This window comes from Thermincola sp. GK-1 (assembly GCF_059412445.1).
Genome location: NZ_JBSQAT010000001.1, coordinates 323,034 through 339,089, shown reverse-complemented (window position 1 = coordinate 339,089; position 16,056 = coordinate 323,034). Strand labels below are relative to the sequence as shown.

Below are 16,056 nucleotides of genomic sequence, written 5' to 3'. Positions count from 1 at the left end.
CTAATATTCGATATTCTTGAGGAAGATTATCCTATAAACCCGAGGATAAAGCCAGGTGGGTAGAGTTTGACGCTTACTTTTATACCAGGGGTTTTTTTCCCTGGTTAATATTTCACTGAAGATATAACCTGATATGGCTGCCACGGAAGCGACTAATGCACCAAAGAGCAGAATACAGGTAAAAATAACCGAAAAAGTTACTGTTACATATCCACCTCTGGGTAATTGTACCTTTAATACCTCAGTAAAAATTGACAAAATACTAAAAAACAACAAACCTTTCAATAGTTCACTTGTATATTCGGTGTTATAAGCCAAAAACAAAAACCAACCCAAGGCTATAAAGCTTACAATAATGATATATAGTTGTGCTGCTTTTGGTAAGTTTCTCATATATGTTCCACCATTTCCATTGCTTTTCTTAAAAATAATAAGGACCGACTTACTTTATTTTAGCTCTGGTAGCACAATTAGCAGAAAAATAAAATTACCAACGCACAAATGCACCACCGGCTAATACTAAAGTAACGATAGCCAAAACAACTTTAGCAATAGTTTTCATGTAAAGTTAACCTCCCGTCTTCTCTGACTCGACCTTTTCCCGCTAAGAATGGTCGGTTGTGCTCCGCTCGGGTAGGTTTCTCGCTCTGCTCATAAATGTTTACTGCATAAAACTTTACAGAAACATTAAAGTTTGGCCTATCTACTGTCGGTCCTTAATAAAACATTTTCCATTAAAATTGCTATTTTATTGTACATTATTATTGTACATTATTCGTTAAGCAGCAGCGCCAGTTTTCTGTTAACTGCCGACAAAGTTGCTTTCACCGTAGCCTCCCGGTCATCCTCTTTAATGTACGCCGTTCCAATCAAACGGTCTTCGCCTAGATTAGTGACCAAGGCAACTGATACAACTACTGCCTGATGCCGGGCCAAGGTAACCAAAGTCAAATCCTCCACCACAAAGTTGCAGGTCCCGGCCAGGTAATCTTCCAGAGCTGCCGCAGTGGCCATGGCTACAACCCGTAACTTGTTGGTTGCGGAACTGGGACCGGAAGCAGTACCTTCAATGACGCTATCAGCTATTTCCAGTTGCACCCGGGCCTCAGTACGGCGGTCAATGGTGGAGAGGTGAACTGCCACAATTTTAGGCCTTATTTCTGTGCCGGCACAACCGTTGTTATTCTCGTCATGGATTTGGGCAACACTGATTTTTTTATGGTCAACAGCTATACCGAACTGAGCCATAAAAGCCGATTCAATGTCACGTACTATCTGTTTGGGGTTCCTACTGGATCCTGACAAAACATGAATTTCTTCTATTTCACCTTTATCATTCTTTATCACCTTTGCTGAAACGACATCGCGCATCTGGCGGATTAGTGCTTCACCTTCATCTATATAATCGGCGTCTTTTCCGTCAAGAACCATGCTGATCCCTCACTTTGGCATATAGAAATACATATTTTTTTATTTTTCTACTTTACTATGTTTTTTCCTCTTTTTCTCCAACCTTAATTATTATAAAATTTTCTACAATTTCCACCTTATAACGACAAAAAAATAAGAGACCGCTTTTGATTATAACGGTCTCACGATGTTGACAAAGGTATTCTTTGTCATCGGCATTTTGAGTTTAGAATTCGGGTTCGATTAAACCGTAATTGCCGTCTTTCCTCTTATACACAACATTGACTTCCTCAGTTTCAGCATTGGAAAATACAAAGAAATTATGGCCCAGCATATTCATTTGCAGGATAGCTTCATCAACAGGCATGGGTTTTATAGCGAAACGCTTTGTTTTTACTATGCGCGGTTCATCTTCATCAGCCCCAGCAGCCGGAGCCTCAACAGGGTTGCCGGCTTTGGTCCTTTTACTCATAATTTTGGTTTTATACTTATCGATTTGTCTTTCCAGCTTTTCTATGACTAAATCAATAGATGCGTACATATCGCCTGTTGCTTCTTCACCCCTGAGAATCATACCGTTGACAGGCATAGTCACCTCTACCTTATGGGTGTCTTTTTCCACCACCAGAGTAACCTGGGCTTCCAGTTCGTTGTCAAAGAACTTCTCCAGCTTACTCAGCCTTTTTTCTACATATTCTTTTAATGCCGGTGTGACATCAATATTTTTGCCTCTTACATTCAATTTCATAAGCAGCGCTCCTTTCAGTCAGTATCTTTAAATTATTATTCCCTTATTTCCATGAAAATCCTGCATTTTTAGAAAAAATATAGCGGTTCTAATTTAAAAACCCCAGGGAGCTACCTGGGGTTAGAATTGTCATTTGAAATTATAACTTAACTACGTTTGCCGCTTGAGGCCCACGAGCACCTTCCACAATTTCAAATTCGACTTCCTGTCCTTCAGCCAAGGTCTTGAATCCTTCTTCTTGAATAGCAGAGAAGTGAACGAATACATCGCCGCCGTCTTCTCTTTCAATGAAGCCGAATCCTTTCTCCTGGTTGAACCACTTAACTTTACCTAACATACTTTACATTCCCCCTAAATATTTCTTACCGCGAGCCTTAGGCAAACTCACTTGCTTAATCATAACACAAGCACTAAAATGTGTCAATATAGAAACCGAAAAATACCTTTATTGGCGCGTGTTTAGCAAATTTTCATTAATTTGCACCCGAATTTGTGTTCCTGCTCGCCAATTATGTGGAAAAATATCTGTGGATAATGTGGATAAGTCTGTTAATAAGTGTGATTATTTATGTGAAAGTGTGGACAAATTTTTTGTGGAAAACAAAAAGCCCAAACCGGAAATCAGGTTTGGGATCCGAATAAGCTTATTTTTTCTTATCAAAAAATACGGGTTCAGGAAACATTTCGGGACGGTCAAGGTATGCTTGCTGAAATTCCCGATACTGCTTGATCTGTTTTAGCTCCTGGCTGATACTTATTTTATGTTCTTCCATTATCTTCATGTTCTGTCGGTCCCATGTCACGATCTCCTTTAATAGGTCCTTTATCTTCTGCGTCTCTTCTTCCAACTTCCGTCTTAACTGAGGGTAAATCAGGTCCTGTACCTTGGCCAGGTTAAATTCCTTGAAGTGCAATAATTCCATGACTTCTTTTTTATGCGGTTCCATGTCGGAGTTTATTTCATTTATATTCTTTATTATGTCCGCTCTTGCGTCTAAAGCCTTGTCAATTTCCTGCCAGTTGTCCGTTTCAATAAGCTCCCTTAACTGCCGGGATAGGTTTCGTAGCTGTTCATAAAACACACTCTGTTGCTGATAGCCATTGATTATATGTTCGATGTGACTGTTCAGGTTTTTAACCTTCAATATTTACACCGCCTGCCACAAGGTTTTTTCTTTCCTTACATTTCACCGCGGCTTCCGCCCAGACTTCCCTCAGTTCCTGAACTTGTCCGAGGACTTCCGTTATAATATCCGGGTCTTTTTTTATATTGGCCTGGACAAGCCTGCGATTCCAGTAATCATAGATATTGCGGAGATTAAAGGCAATTTCTCCCACACTCAGATCCAAGCTTACCATTAGCTCATTTATTATATCTTGTGTCTTGCCAATATATTTGTTTGCATCTTCCATGTTTTTCCGGAAGACAGCCTCTCTTGCCTGGTGAAGAAATTTTATTGCCCCATCATACAACATGACAACCAACTGTTCCGGGCTAGCCGTCTGCACAGAGATCTGTTTGTACTGGCTGTACGGATTTACCTGCATGAACACCCCACCTTTTTAGTATTTATAGAAAAATTTATCATGTGAATCTACCTATTCTAACAACATTTGAACAGTATTAATATCGTTAAATTATGCAAATGTCTTTAATAATTTTTCATGATTTGCACTTACATATATTTAAATTAGATTAAATCCCAAGTTAAAGGAGTACCTTTCCGCACATCTTTTGTAACTTTTTTTCCCAATAAGGCGTTAAAATATTTAGGTGCAAGTCCAAGTCCTGGTCTAATAGCCTTTAAGTTACTTTCTGTCAGTACATCCCCAGCCTTCATATCTTGAACAATATAAAGGGATCGTCTAAACTTTATAGATGATTTTTCCTGTTCTGAAGGACCATACGAAATTTGCCCTAATGCCGCCCAGGCCCTTTTTGTTTCCTGAACTAATTGTTTCATTTCTTCCGGTTCCAATGAAAAGGCAGCATCTACACCCCCGTCCTGGCGGCTCAACGTAAAATGCTTCTCAATGACTGTAGCTCCCAAAGCTACACTAGCTACCGCTACACCAATACCCAAAGTATGGTCAGATAAACCAACGTGAACATTAAACAGATCTTTCATATGAGGAATAGTTAATATATTGGAATCTTCAGGAGTTGCCGGATATGTACTTGTACATTTTAATAATACGATATCTTCACAACCTGCCTCCCTGGCAGTTCGAACAGCTTCATCCAGTTCTGCCACAGTGGCCATACCTGTTGAAATAAATATAGGTTTACCAGTAGAGGCTACCTTGCGAATCAAAGGTAAATCAATATTTTCAAAAGATGCAATCTTGTAACAGGGTACATCCAATGATTCCAGGAAATCTACTGCGGTTTCATCAAAGGGGGTGCTAAATCCAACAATACCTAGCTCCTTGCATCGGTCAAATATAGGTTTATGCCATTCCCACGGAGTATAAGCTTTTTGATAAAGGTTATATAAAGATTGTCCATTCCAAAGGTTATCGGGGGCATCGATGTAAAATTCCCCTTCGTTTAAATCCAGAGTCATGGTATCGGCAGTATAAGTTTGAATTTTTAATGCATGAACCCCGGCTTTTGCAGCGGCTTCAACAATCTCAAGCGCACGTGCCAGTGATTGATTATGGTTACCGGACATTTCGGCTATAATAAATGGAAAGTATTCTTTTCCAATAACTTTATCACCTATTGTAATTTTCATTTTTGACCTCCTTGTTCAGGATGCAATATACTCCCTTGCTTTTTCAAAACCTAAATTTGCAATAACATCAACTATTGATAGATATGGAACAAAATCAGTTGAAGTTTTTTGAGGATATGGTTTTGGAATAAAATTATGATATTCAACCTTAATACCACTTTTTTTAAATAGTCCCTCTTCTTCAATATAGGCCTTAGACCCTGGCGCACTTAGATAAATATTTCCGCCTAAATACTCACAGATTTTTAATAAATACTCAGATTTTTTACCATGAACAGGTATTTCGCTGCTTAATTTAGTTTCAGTGGAAATGCCTAATTTTTTATTTATTTCTTTTATAATGGAAATATTTATTTCTGCCAGAGATTGTCGGGCATTATCAAGTATATCGGCAATCAAAGATATAATCTCATTACCAAAATCATGTTTTGCGTATGCATGAATGAGGTTTAACTTATGTTGCTCTCTCCACGGTTGACTTTCATCGGTTTGAACTTGACATATAAGTTGTTCTCTCTTACCTTTTGTCATAACAGGTATGGTCAAAAACTTTTCGTTACCTTGCAGTAAAATTCTATTTCTTTGCTGCCACGACCTTTTGGCAAATTGCACATCATCTAAAAAAACAAAAAGATCCACAGAGGATATCATATTAAAATATCCTGCCCAGGGTAAATAGGTAGGTTGCATTATAGCACATTTCATTGACAAACCTCCATCCGTCTTGACTGCCATTCCTTTGCCAAAATAGATAATCTGAGTTGATCACTAAAAACACCATTGCGAAAAACAGCTTCTCTTTCAACCCCTTCAATGACAAACCCCGCCTTATTATATAGACCTGCAGCCACTTTATTTTTGGGGTCCAGGTGTAGCCAAACACGATTTAATCTTAAAAAATCAAATGCATAATTAAGAACACATACCAAAGCACTCCATCCCATTCCCCGCCCCCGTGCCAACGGGTTTCCTATATAAATTTGCAGATAAGCGGAAGCATGACGTTTATTAAGTTGAAGTAAAATATTTCCACAGTGTACGTTATGGGTATCTAAAATACTCCATATTAGTAGATTATTTTGAGCCGCTATCCACTGTCGGTGGGAGTCAAATGTAATCGTTCTGGTCAATCCAAAATTCTCACGCATTTCCGGATCATTTAGCCATAAAACAGTTTGTTCATCATGTTTCTCAGAATAAGGCACAAGCCTCGTATCTCTGTAAAAGAAACATATTTGGTTCACTTTAACTCCCCCCGGCCATTATAAAAGAAAAAATACGCTTCAATCCGAGTCCGTCAGAACAAGACAGCCCTATTTCACGCATTGATACTAATTTTTCCCTGTCATTCAAAAAATCATTAAACCTGGTAACGAATTCCTCGTCACTGATAAGGTTAGCCGACCCCAAATATACACATAATCCTTTTTCAGCAATTTTCTTTAGTATATTTGTTTGATTGTAGGTAATAGCTAAATATGCTGATGGCAAACCCATACATGCTCTTTCCCAGGTAGCCATCCCCGGTGCGCCTAATGCTACAGTACAACTACTCATATGAGCCGCCATGTTGTTCACATTCTGTTGCCAATCTATTCGTTTCCCGTATTTTTCAGATAAGTCCTTTAAAGAATCTAAGTACCTATATGAATTTCCCACTACTATCCTTAATGTTAAATCAGGAAAACTTCTGACCAGCAGCCGGCTAAAACGCGCCGTATAATTCGAATTATCAACACCGCCAAAAAAAATATGTACTATATGATTTCCTGCAATCTCCGTACGCGATGTGATTTTTCGTCTATATTCTGCAAATTGTGGCCGCAGCAAAGCATATTTAATACCATATAAACCTATACAGTGTTCAGGTATTAACCCTGCATATTTGTCTCCATCTTCACCAAATGTTTGATCTAATATTAGATCACAATCATGAGGACGGTTTGCTAAATCATCAATGACCATAATTTTTTTTACGTATTTCCTCATTTGGGTTTCCCACTGAGCGTCTAACCCATAATGGTCAACAATTAGCCAGTCTATACATTCGAAGTCCCTTTGCAAAACAGCTTTTGTCTCTTCAGCATCTACTTTAATTTTATTAACTGACCGTTGGTTTTTTATCGAATCTTCAGGCAGGCGGTAAACTTTGATTCCCTTTTTTTCAACATGACTAGAGATATTTCCAGGCAGGTCCCGACTTATAAAAGATACATTAACATTGTTTCGACGCAACTCATCTGCAAGAGTTAGACAACGCATTACATGACCGGTACCCAGTTGTGTTGATGAATCTACTCGAAACACCACATTCATTTTCATCTCCACCCTATTTTATTGCGATATGGGCTTAGCACTTGAGCTTCTTTTGCTCGATATGCCGGTTAATCTCATAAAGTTCAGGCATCTCGGCAAATAAATTTAGAATATCCTTCATTAAAAATATCCGTTTGCCAGTGTATAATTTCTGATAAATAATCTTAATAACTTGAAAATCCTCGAGAGTGTCAACTGTCCATCTGTAGTGCGAATAATCTGTATCACTGTCATAATTACCGCATTTAAATAAGTCCGGGTTTTCATAAAAATAAGGGGTGACATGCTCCCGTTCGTAGTCGTTAGCAGCATTAAAAAATGCTCTTTGCAATGCTTCAAAAGTAAATATTTCAACATCCAAACCTCGGGGAAACCTGCGTACCAATGTATTGCTGTAATAATCCAAGTCTTTTTTTTGTTTAAAAATATTAACCATTTCTTCTACAATTTTGGGGTCAATAACCGGGCAGTCAGCGGTAATACGAATAACAATGTCTGCTCCGGCTTTGCGGGCGGCGTAATAAAACCTGGCCAAAACATCATCTTCTGAACCGGTAAAAACACAAATTGACAATTTATTTCCAAGTTCAACAATTTGCCTGTCAGCGGGCTTGTTACTGGTGGCAATGATAATTTGGTCTATGTTTTTTACTCCTTTAATTCGATCAATAATATGTTCCAAAAGCGGTTTACCCTCAACCTCCATTAGGACTTTTCCCGGCAAGCGGGTGGAACCCATTCGGGCCTGGATAATACAAACCACTTTTCCCATTTTTTTACTTTCACATTTTTTGCATAGTAATGCTTTTACAATAGGCAACAATAGCTCGTAAGCTTCTGAAATTACAGTTATATCTAAGTTAGAATAATCCCCGTGATTTACCTTGTTTCGAATTATTTGAATACACTTCATTAAATAAAAGGAAACGTTATTTTCGATAAGTGTTTCTTTTGATTTAAGTTTGGAAAAAGAATCCTTCAACTTTTCCGAATAGTTTTCACCTTTGCCGTTATTCGCCCTCTCATCAATCAAATTAGCAGTTGTAAATTTTTCGACAATACTTACATATCTAATTAAATTACCATCTTTGTATGTCTTTTCTATCACACGTCTAACTGTATTAAGTAAGTCCTTATTATGATAATCGATATGATAACGGTTATTTTTAGGGGCTAGCCTATCAAATACTGCAAATAACGTTCTGAATTTATGTATTATATGTACACCTTGTTGAGATTCATACAAATTGTAAAACAAATTCATAATTTCAATATCTGATGATGCTTCAAGTATCAATTCTATTTGTTTGTTTACTTCAGCTTCACTAATTTCATTATTTGGTATACCTATTTTTAAATAACCCAGCAGGTAATCTGTATCGGGTTCTACTTTAAAATCTTTCAGTTCAACGCTACTTCCAAAAATACAAAATACTCTTAATATAAAATCTCTAAAGTCGCAGGCAATTAAATAATTTTTATTTTTATCCTCACTTATAATTGTTGCTCGTATAGAGATTTCTTCGTCGGAAATCTTATTGCAAGCAATATTACTTATATAATTATCATGTATTGTATTTGCAATTGTTATATCATCTTTTAACTTTATTCCTCTTAGGATTAAGGAAACTTGGCTTTGAATCATTTGTTAGAAAACCCTCCCTAGGCCTGTCCTCCAAGAATCGGTGAAGCAAAACATAGATAACGTATGTGACTTCATTGCCAACAAGTACTATAAACCCCATTTATTTTTAAATTCATCAAACATTTTAAACCCCGTTTGCCTGTGGTGGCGTAACCTCACTTGCTTAACTTAATATCTCCTATAATATTGCAATACCTTCTCTACGGCTTTTACAACATCCCCTGCATCATGCAAATTCATCTTAGGAAACAACGGAATCGTAATTAACTCTTCATATATTTTTTCAGCCTTAGGGCACAGTCCAGGCTCATATCCTGCCTTCCTGTAGAACGGCATCAGATAAATGGGTATGTAATGCAAATTAACTCCAATGTTTTCGGCCTGAATCGCCTCAAATATTCTACTGCGGCTTACATTAAATAATCCTGTTTTTATCCTTATTACAAACAGATGCCAGCTTGACTCAACATCTTTACTTTGATAAGGCAGTATCAGACCGTCTACCTCTGATAGATGTTCCATATAGAAATCAACTATTTCCCTTCGCTTAGCCAGGAACTCCTCACTCTTCTTCAACTGACTTAATCCGAGGGCCGCCTGTATATCGGTCATGCGGTAGTTATATCCCAGAAACTGCATTTCGTAATACCAAGGTCCCTCGTCCTTTTCTATCAATTTCCTATCCCTGGTTATCCCGTGGTTTCTGAACATTAGCAATCTCCGGTATAGTTCCCGGTTATTTGTAGTGATCATCCCACCCTCCCCGGTAGTAATATGTTTTACCGGATGAAAGCTGAAGGTCGTCATATCACTCATCCCGCCGATTTTTCGGCCTTTATATTCGGCCCCCAGGGCATGAGCGGCATCTTCTATAACAACCAACCCGTGCTCTCTGGCAATCGCGTGTATTTCATCCATCTCACAAGGCTGACCTGTAAAGTGCACGGGAATAATCGCCCTGGTTCGCGGGGTAATTTTCTTCTTTATCTCTTCCGGGTCAATGTTATAAGTCCGAGGATCTATATCGGCAAATACAGGAGTCCCCCCCTGATATAAGATACAGTTGGCTGAGGCGGCAAATGTTATAGGGGTCGTGATAACTTCATCTCCCGGCCCGATACCGGCTGCAAAGACCGCTGCATGCAGAGCGGCAGTACCGTTGGCAACAGCAACCGCATATCTTGCGCCAACATACCTGGCAAATTCCTCTTCAAACTCTTTCACTTTTGGCCCAGTAGTCAGATAAGGGCTTTTTAGAACCTCCACCACCGCGGCAATATCATCTTCATCAATCCACTGGGTCGCATAAGGCAGGAAGGTATCCCGAACCGGTTTCCCGCCAAAAACGGCTAATATATCTTCCTTTTTCATTGGCCAGCCTCCGTTGAAATTATCCCTTTCCGTGATGCTAACCATAGCCTGTCATGTCAGATCAGGGTTATTGGCTATCCAATCCCTGGTTCTCCTGATACCCTCTGCCAAATCCACCCTGGGTACCCATCCCAGAAGTTTATTGGCCAGTGAATAGTCACATAAAAGTTTTGGTATCTCACTCTGGGGATGAATATGCGCAACGTGCCTGATTTTTTCTTCCTCCTGACAGATAAGCCTGGCCAGCTTATTTATACTGATATCCGAACCGCAGCCGGCATTAACGATACGTCCGTTAACCGCATCAGAATAACCCGCCTCCACCACAAAGCGCGCACAATCTTCCACATATAGAAAATCCCGGGTTTGTGTCCCATCTCCGTAAATATTCAGAACCCTCCCTTCCAACTGCCTTTTAATAAAGATGGCCACTACCCCACCTTCACCATTACATTTCTGAAACGGTCCGTAGGTGTTAAAAGGCCTGACCACTACTGTTGGGAGGCCGTAAGCATAATAATATGACAGCACCATGTTCTCTCCGGCAATCTTGGCCCCGGCGTAGGGAGATGCCGGCTTTACGGGCCAGGTTTCGTCAATACCCTTATCATCAGGGGCCCGGTCATAAACCATGCAGGTACTCATAAATACCATTTTGGTTTTATTTTTCCGGCACTCCTCCAGCACGTTGAAAGTTCCCTTTACATCGCATTCAAAAGTATCTTCCGGATTGTCAATACTTTCCTGAACATTAATTTTTGCTGCCAAGTGATAGCACAGTTCAAATTCACCCTCTGCGAAGAGCCTGCTTAGCAGCGCCCTGTCCCGGATATCTCCCAAGGTAAATCCTGCAAAATTCGTTCCAACAAATTCCCGGATATTTTCCTCCCTGCCGTTGGACAGGTTGTCAAGTATCCAGACACGGTGCCCATCGCCCAATAGTTTTTTGACTACCCATCGACCAATAAACCCTGCTCCTCCTGTAACCAACACACGCATAATATCATTCCTTTCCTTCCAAACTAACAGCAACTTCGGGTAATCCAGCAAATAGAGACCGGCGCTGTTCCAACAAACCCTCCCGCCAAAGTAATTCTCTTAATTCTTCTTTACTTAAAACCGGTTGTTCATGCGAACTATACGCTCTTTGTCCCGCGGCCTGTCCATCTGCGTAAGTATACGTCTTTCCGCTAAACGTAGGTGGTATTGCAAACATTTGGGGAAATTCGGTAGCAAATTGGGCTTCTTCACAAGTCATAAGTTCTTCATACATTTTTTCTCCCGGCCGTAAACCTATATACTTTATAGAAATGTCCGACGGCCTATATCCACACAAAGGGGCAAATTCTTCAATCATCACTTCGGCCAATTCCCGGACACGGATAACAGGCATTTTCAAAACAAATACTTCTCCGCCAATAACTCGCCGTGCAGCTTCCAGAGTCAACTTAACAGCCTGCTTCACAGTCATCATAAATCTGGTCATTTCGGGGACGGTCACTGTTATCGGGCCGCCCTGTAAAATCTGTCTTTTAAATAGCGGGATAACTGACCCCCTTGACCCCATGATATTTCCGAAACGCACAGATGCAAATAGTGTTCTCCTTGCCCCCTTATGAAATTCGGCAGCCGACATAAGCCGTTCGGCCACAAGTTTCGTTGCCCCCATTACATTAGTGGGGCTGATAGACTTGTCAGTACTTGTGTAAATAACTCTTTCTACATTGTGTTCCAACGCCGTTTCAATCACATTTTGAGTACCCAGAATATTTGTTTTAACCGCTTCAAAAGGGTTATATTCGCAGGATGGCACTTGTTTCAGTGCGGCCGTGTGAAATACAATATCTATTCCCTCCATAGCCCTGTGAAGCCTTTGACCATCCCTTATATCTCCTAAAAGGAACCGTATATTATCATAATCACTTAAATCCTGTTGCATGTCAAACTGCTTAGCCTCGTCCCGGCTGAAAATTCTTAAGACCTTCGGTTTATATCTTAAAATTTCCCTCGCTAATGCTTGACCCAATGAGCCTGTACCACCGGTAACCAGAATGCTTTTACCTTCCACAATATCCCACATGTCCTCACTCCGTTCCATAAGTTTGAGCCCATTTCAACGCCTGCTCCACTACTGGTCGCATGTAGGTAGCTATTTCCTCTATTCCCCGATACAGCAACAGAGACTTCTTAGCTAACCGTTTTCCTGCTTCCTGTTCTGTTTCTCCAGGGCGCTCCTGAAGAAATTCTGAATTATAAAGGCGCATAAGCAAAGGTTGAAAAGCCATAACAAATAATGCGGTAACGGACCTTGTTTCCGAAAAATTTCGGTCCAATTTCTCTAATTCCGACAAAACAATCGACAGCCTCCGCCTCTTTTTTGCGTTTAAATATGGTAATTTTTCGTAAAGACTGTTCATTTCATTGCTTAACTTGCTCCCCTTCGCACCGATTTTGGCCAAGTTTTCCAACCCATCCACTAATTCCTTCAGCTTCTCCTCAACTTGCTTGCCTTGGTCCCCGGTCAACCTTCGCTTCCGGTGCGATTCCTTAAACAAAGCAACCTCATTGTGGTTAGAAATACAGTATTCCTCTATGGCCTTTTTCAGTGCCATTACCTGTGTTCCCGAAATCCGGGCCCCTCCCTCGGTGGCATCAATAACCTTAATACTGTCGGGATATGAAGCTATTTCCTGTTCGAACCAGCTTAACATAGCAAGAAACACTCGGTCGGTGTACACGGTGCCACCGTTTATATCCTCTACAGGAATTAACCGGCGACTATAATCCTCAGCTTTAACATCCTGATATACAGTACCTGACGCATGGCTTCGACCTTCCGTGTAAGCTAAATCCTGACCAACCAATATAATCGGGTTGCAACCAAGACGGTAAGCAAAGTCCATGGCCACATTCGCCACTGACGGACCGGATTTAAGTTCTATTATATTAATATTTAATGCCTCTTGAAACCAGCTAAGCAAATATCGGTCACAGCAACAGACCCACTTGGAACCATCATATTCCTCGACAATTTGTGGGTAGATCCCTACATCAAAAACCAGCGGTACTTCACAACTAATTTTTTCAAAATGTTTATAATTGGGCGCCCCCCCATCTACGGAAATAACCAGGTCTGGGTCAATACCTTCTGCCAATAAAGCTTTTAAGGCCGTCCCAACAGCAATAATTAAAGCCTTCCCTTTAGCATCTTTTAAGTGTCCGATATTTTTGGATAAAGATGGTCCCGCACTGACAATGATAGCAGGAACGTTCGTGAAATACCCGAAAAGGTCTGAAACAATAGGATTAGTAACGATATGCTTAAAATTACGGAAAAAATTTACCGGCCAGACCAATGCAAAATGAAGCATGGTATTTATATTCACGGACAATTTGGACAGAGCTTCAAAAAATATCGTCCGGAAATAATTCAGAAAATCACCATATATCCGACAAATTGGTTCAAATTCCAGTAAATGTACCTTATTCAAAGCGTATAACGTGGTTGTCATGTTTATGAGATTTATAACTTCTGCAGATGTTGGAGAAATTAAATAATGAAATTTTGCATCTTTTACGAGCTCGGAATAATTTTCTTTCCCTATATCGAACAATTGTTTTTCAGGTTCGACCAGAATAATATGGGTTTCGGGATACTTATTTCTCAAAAGCTTCAAGTGGTACCCTAATCCCCCGCCACATATAAATAAAACCGCATCTTCACTTACCTCTATATTATTTACCCATCGTTCAGCCTCTCTGGTTGGATTAAAGGCACTGTGCAAATAGACCTGTCGGTCACCGGTTTTTGCCAATAATGTTAACTCGCCATTTTTTGCTTTAAGTAAGTTTAATTCCATCCCAATATCCCCTTTAACTGGTTCCATGTTATGGGTTGGATTCCTTTAATAAATGCTCCTGAACCCAGGTTATAAACTGTTCTGCCATTTGCTGCTACAATTCCCTCAATACGTTTTCGGTAATAATCCAGATTTCGACTGGTCCTAATCGTCCCTCCTGTAACAGCCGGAATTTCACGCATATTTTTAAGAACCGCTTTAATTTCCCCGTACATGGTCCCGTCAGCATGACTTTTTTCATTTTTGTACCCCAGGTCTACACCTAAAAGCAGAGTAGGTTGTTTATTCAGGAAAAAACTTAGTGATAACGCGGCCGCCGATACCGTACCCCCAGTAACCAGGTACGGAGGCCTACCTGTGTTACCCCAGTCAAACCCTTCCTGCCACGCCCAGTAAATGTTCCCTTTTATCTTTTCGACTACCGCCGGATGAACTGTAGCAAAAACTACACTGTCAATCTCCTGGGTTCGGGAAGTGATTTGATTTGCAACCTTTTCCTGCGGATCTAAAAACACCTGAATATCAGGCTTAATACCGGATCGTACCAATAATTCTGTGGAACTGCCGACAGAGATGAGATTTAATCGACCAGCCCAGGATTTTAATTCCTCTAGCGCCTCATTTAATGAAGGCCCCGACCCTATAACCAAATTGGGTCTTTCAGGCCACCTTCTCTTTAAATCACCGATCCCCAAACCGTTTATAGCAAGCAAACTATTCTGTTTCCAATTCTCTTCACCAAGCCTGTAAAAACGTTTATTTGTGTCTAACCGCATCAGATAATCTTCCAAAATTTCTTTGATGTCCTGCCAGTTTTCCGGCAAAGCCATAATGCTTGTCCTGTGAATTAACAATGTCCCTTTATCTTCTGCCATCGTAATTAAATGCTTTAATGCGTGCAGATAATCCTTTTTATTATAAACCGTTATCAATCTGCAATTATCCGGCTTTACCCAGTTGGTTCGTTGATGGGTCAGTTTAACCAGTTCGGGTTGTCCTTCCAGAACAATTATCTCCGTAGAACTGACAGCCTTGGCTAGAGCCTCCACATGGTACCCCAGCCCAAGACCAATTACAATAATCGGTTCGCTTCGGCTGTGAGAGAGCTGTTCTTTTATCCATCTCTCAGATTCAAGTTCGGGATTATACCGGCTATGTAGAAAAAATGAGGAACCATTATCTCTCAGAATTTGGGCTGTGAGAGCCCCCGAAACTCCCAAAATAGGTATAATCTTCATCAATTGTCACCTGAAACGTTTCTGGTTGCAAAGATTTCTCCCTGTTGATGCAAAAGCTTTATGTACGGTAAAATTTCATATTCGATTAAATCACCGATAAGTACAAAGTCACTGTTTGCCCAAGCTTCGGTGAGCTCCTGTAAATTGTTTTTAAGACTCTCCGCCTTTTTATACCAGTCGGAACTCAGTAATTCGGATTTCCCGTCTATATTAATTTGTAGCAGGGCTTGAGTTAAACTTGCCATCCACTCTATACCGTCCAATGCTTCGTTAAATATTTGAATCGCCTCTCCCTCATAACCTGCCCGAAGTAACCCAACCACTTTGTCAAGCCCGGAGTAAAGGCGCGGTAAGTACTCTCTTCCGGAATCAATCGCTTCAAGGATTAATTTTTCTGCTGATGCCGTCATTCCTTATCACCTCTGTCTGATACGATAAAATACCCACCGCCCGGCCCACGGCGCACGTTCAGCAAACCCCTGTCTGACAACCTTTTGGCCTGTTCCCTGATATAGGACGGCGTAACGTTTAACCAGCGGCTGATAGCCCATGAATTCATAGGATTGGCATAACTGGTGCGGTTCTCCTTCAATATCCGCATAATCTCCTTCTGGATATAACTTGCCGATTCGGACACTTACATCACCTCAATAGACTTATCCATGCTTAAGTCGACAATTTATTTGGAAAAAGAAAGTAACATATAGCAAATACGTTACTTGCTTTTTCC

Annotated in this window: 17 protein-coding genes; all 17 read right to left on the bottom strand. The window is 40.3% G+C overall.

What is annotated here, in order from left to right; genetic code table 11:
• Positions 1-771: 771 nt before the first annotated feature.
• Entirely contained in the window at positions 772-1,431 is a 660-nt protein-coding gene (locus ACSNJE_RS01695; RefSeq protein WP_495251844.1) for a hypothetical protein, read from the bottom strand.
• A 205-nt stretch (positions 1,432-1,636) separates the two neighbouring features.
• Positions 1,637-2,158, bottom strand: a complete 522-nt coding sequence (gene hpf, locus ACSNJE_RS01690) for a ribosome hibernation-promoting factor, HPF/YfiA family (RefSeq protein WP_495251843.1) — start codon at positions 2,156-2,158, stop codon at positions 1,637-1,639.
• A 139-nt stretch (positions 2,159-2,297) separates the two neighbouring features.
• Positions 2,298-2,495 carry a cold shock domain-containing protein gene (locus tag ACSNJE_RS01685; protein WP_013121599.1) on the bottom strand — a complete coding sequence of 66 codons (198 nt, stop codon included), beginning with the start codon at positions 2,493-2,495 and terminating at the stop codon, positions 2,298-2,300.
• Between the two features lie 307 nt (positions 2,496-2,802).
• Positions 2,803-3,303 carry a hypothetical protein gene (locus ACSNJE_RS01680; RefSeq protein WP_495251842.1) on the bottom strand — a complete coding sequence of 167 codons (501 nt, stop codon included), beginning with the start codon at positions 3,301-3,303 and terminating at the stop codon, positions 2,803-2,805.
• The gene (gene fliS, locus ACSNJE_RS01675; protein WP_052217330.1) at positions 3,293-3,706 is read right to left on the bottom strand and encodes a flagellar export chaperone FliS; all 414 of its coding nucleotides are present in this window, start codon (positions 3,704-3,706) and stop codon (positions 3,293-3,295) included. Before fliS ends, ACSNJE_RS01680 begins: the two co-directional genes overlap by 11 nt.
• 143 nt (positions 3,707-3,849) lie before the next feature.
• Positions 3,850-4,896 (bottom strand): pseudaminic acid synthase, encoded by a 1,047-nt coding sequence (gene pseI, locus ACSNJE_RS01670; RefSeq protein ID WP_495251841.1) that lies wholly within the window; start codon positions 4,894-4,896, stop codon positions 3,850-3,852.
• Between the two features lie 15 nt (positions 4,897-4,911).
• Positions 4,912-5,601 (bottom strand): WbqC family protein, encoded by a 690-nt coding sequence (locus tag ACSNJE_RS01665; protein WP_495251840.1) that lies wholly within the window; start codon positions 5,599-5,601, stop codon positions 4,912-4,914.
• Positions 5,598-6,140, bottom strand: a complete 543-nt coding sequence (locus ACSNJE_RS01660) for a GNAT family N-acetyltransferase (protein WP_495251839.1) — start codon at positions 6,138-6,140, stop codon at positions 5,598-5,600. The genes ACSNJE_RS01665 and ACSNJE_RS01660 overlap by 4 nt, the downstream gene beginning before the upstream one ends.
• A 1-nt stretch (position 6,141) precedes the next feature.
• Positions 6,142-7,212: a UDP-2,4-diacetamido-2,4,6-trideoxy-beta-L-altropyranose hydrolase gene (gene pseG, locus ACSNJE_RS01655; protein WP_495251838.1), complete on the bottom strand. Its 1,071-nt coding sequence runs from the start codon at positions 7,210-7,212 to the stop codon at positions 6,142-6,144.
• Positions 7,213-7,246: 34 nt separating this feature from the next.
• Entirely contained in the window at positions 7,247-8,857 is a 1,611-nt protein-coding gene (locus ACSNJE_RS01650) for a cytidylyltransferase domain-containing protein (protein WP_495251837.1), read from the bottom strand.
• Positions 8,858-9,025: 168 nt separating this feature from the next.
• A complete protein-coding gene (gene pseC, locus ACSNJE_RS01645) occupies positions 9,026-10,228 on the bottom strand; it encodes a UDP-4-amino-4,6-dideoxy-N-acetyl-beta-L-altrosamine transaminase (protein WP_495251836.1) in 1,203 nt (400 codons plus the stop codon).
• Positions 10,229-10,279: 51 nt separating this feature from the next.
• Entirely contained in the window at positions 10,280-11,227 is a 948-nt protein-coding gene (locus ACSNJE_RS01640; RefSeq protein WP_495251835.1) for a dTDP-glucose 4,6-dehydratase, read from the bottom strand.
• 4 nt (positions 11,228-11,231) lie between these two features.
• Positions 11,232-12,326 (bottom strand): UDP-N-acetylglucosamine 4,6-dehydratase family protein, encoded by a 1,095-nt coding sequence (locus tag ACSNJE_RS01635; protein WP_495251834.1) that lies wholly within the window; start codon positions 12,324-12,326, stop codon positions 11,232-11,234.
• Positions 12,313-14,088, bottom strand: coding sequence for a motility associated factor glycosyltransferase family protein (locus ACSNJE_RS01630; protein ID WP_495251833.1), 1,776 nt, complete (start codon positions 14,086-14,088; stop codon positions 12,313-12,315). The genes ACSNJE_RS01635 and ACSNJE_RS01630 overlap by 14 nt, the downstream gene beginning before the upstream one ends.
• Positions 14,079-15,326 carry a motility associated factor glycosyltransferase family protein gene (locus tag ACSNJE_RS01625; protein WP_495251832.1) on the bottom strand — a complete coding sequence of 416 codons (1,248 nt, stop codon included), beginning with the start codon at positions 15,324-15,326 and terminating at the stop codon, positions 14,079-14,081. The genes ACSNJE_RS01630 and ACSNJE_RS01625 overlap by 10 nt, the downstream gene beginning before the upstream one ends.
• Positions 15,326-15,736 (bottom strand): DUF8042 domain-containing protein, encoded by a 411-nt coding sequence (locus ACSNJE_RS01620; RefSeq protein WP_495251831.1) that lies wholly within the window; start codon positions 15,734-15,736, stop codon positions 15,326-15,328. The genes ACSNJE_RS01625 and ACSNJE_RS01620 overlap by 1 nt, the downstream gene beginning before the upstream one ends.
• Complete coding sequence (locus ACSNJE_RS01615) at positions 15,733-15,963, bottom strand: Rrf2 family transcriptional regulator (RefSeq protein WP_495251830.1); 231 nt, start codon at positions 15,961-15,963, stop codon at positions 15,733-15,735. The genes ACSNJE_RS01620 and ACSNJE_RS01615 overlap by 4 nt, the downstream gene beginning before the upstream one ends.
• Positions 15,964-16,056: the final 93 nt, after the last annotated feature.

Coding starts and splice junctions, on each gene's coding strand:
- ACSNJE_RS01695 (WP_495251844.1), bottom strand. CDS start 1,431: ATGGTTCTTGACGGAAAAGACGCCGATTATATAGATGAAGGTGAAGCA.
- hpf (WP_495251843.1), bottom strand. CDS start 2,158: ATGAAATTGAATGTAAGAGGCAAAAATATTGATGTCACACCGGCATTA.
- ACSNJE_RS01685 (WP_013121599.1), bottom strand. CDS start 2,495: ATGTTAGGTAAAGTTAAGTGGTTCAACCAGGAGAAAGGATTCGGCTTC.
- fliS (WP_052217330.1), bottom strand. CDS start 3,706: ATGCAGGTAAATCCGTACAGCCAGTACAAACAGATCTCTGTGCAGACG.
- pseI (WP_495251841.1), bottom strand. CDS start 4,896: ATGAAAATTACAATAGGTGATAAAGTTATTGGAAAAGAATACTTTCCA.
- ACSNJE_RS01665 (WP_495251840.1), bottom strand. CDS start 5,601: ATGAAATGTGCTATAATGCAACCTACCTATTTACCCTGGGCAGGATAT.
- pseG (WP_495251838.1), bottom strand. CDS start 7,212: ATGAATGTGGTGTTTCGAGTAGATTCATCAACACAACTGGGTACCGGT.
- ACSNJE_RS01650 (WP_495251837.1), bottom strand. CDS start 8,857: ATGATTCAAAGCCAAGTTTCCTTAATCCTAAGAGGAATAAAGTTAAAA.
- pseC (WP_495251836.1), bottom strand. CDS start 10,228: ATGAAAAAGGAAGATATATTAGCCGTTTTTGGCGGGAAACCGGTTCGG.
- ACSNJE_RS01640 (WP_495251835.1), bottom strand. CDS start 11,227: ATGCGTGTGTTGGTTACAGGAGGAGCAGGGTTTATTGGTCGATGGGTA.
- ACSNJE_RS01635 (WP_495251834.1), bottom strand. CDS start 12,326: ATGGAACGGAGTGAGGACATGTGGGATATTGTGGAAGGTAAAAGCATT.
- ACSNJE_RS01630 (WP_495251833.1), bottom strand. CDS start 14,088: ATGGAATTAAACTTACTTAAAGCAAAAAATGGCGAGTTAACATTATTG.
- ACSNJE_RS01625 (WP_495251832.1), bottom strand. CDS start 15,326: ATGAAGATTATACCTATTTTGGGAGTTTCGGGGGCTCTCACAGCCCAA.
- ACSNJE_RS01620 (WP_495251831.1), bottom strand. CDS start 15,736: ATGACGGCATCAGCAGAAAAATTAATCCTTGAAGCGATTGATTCCGGA.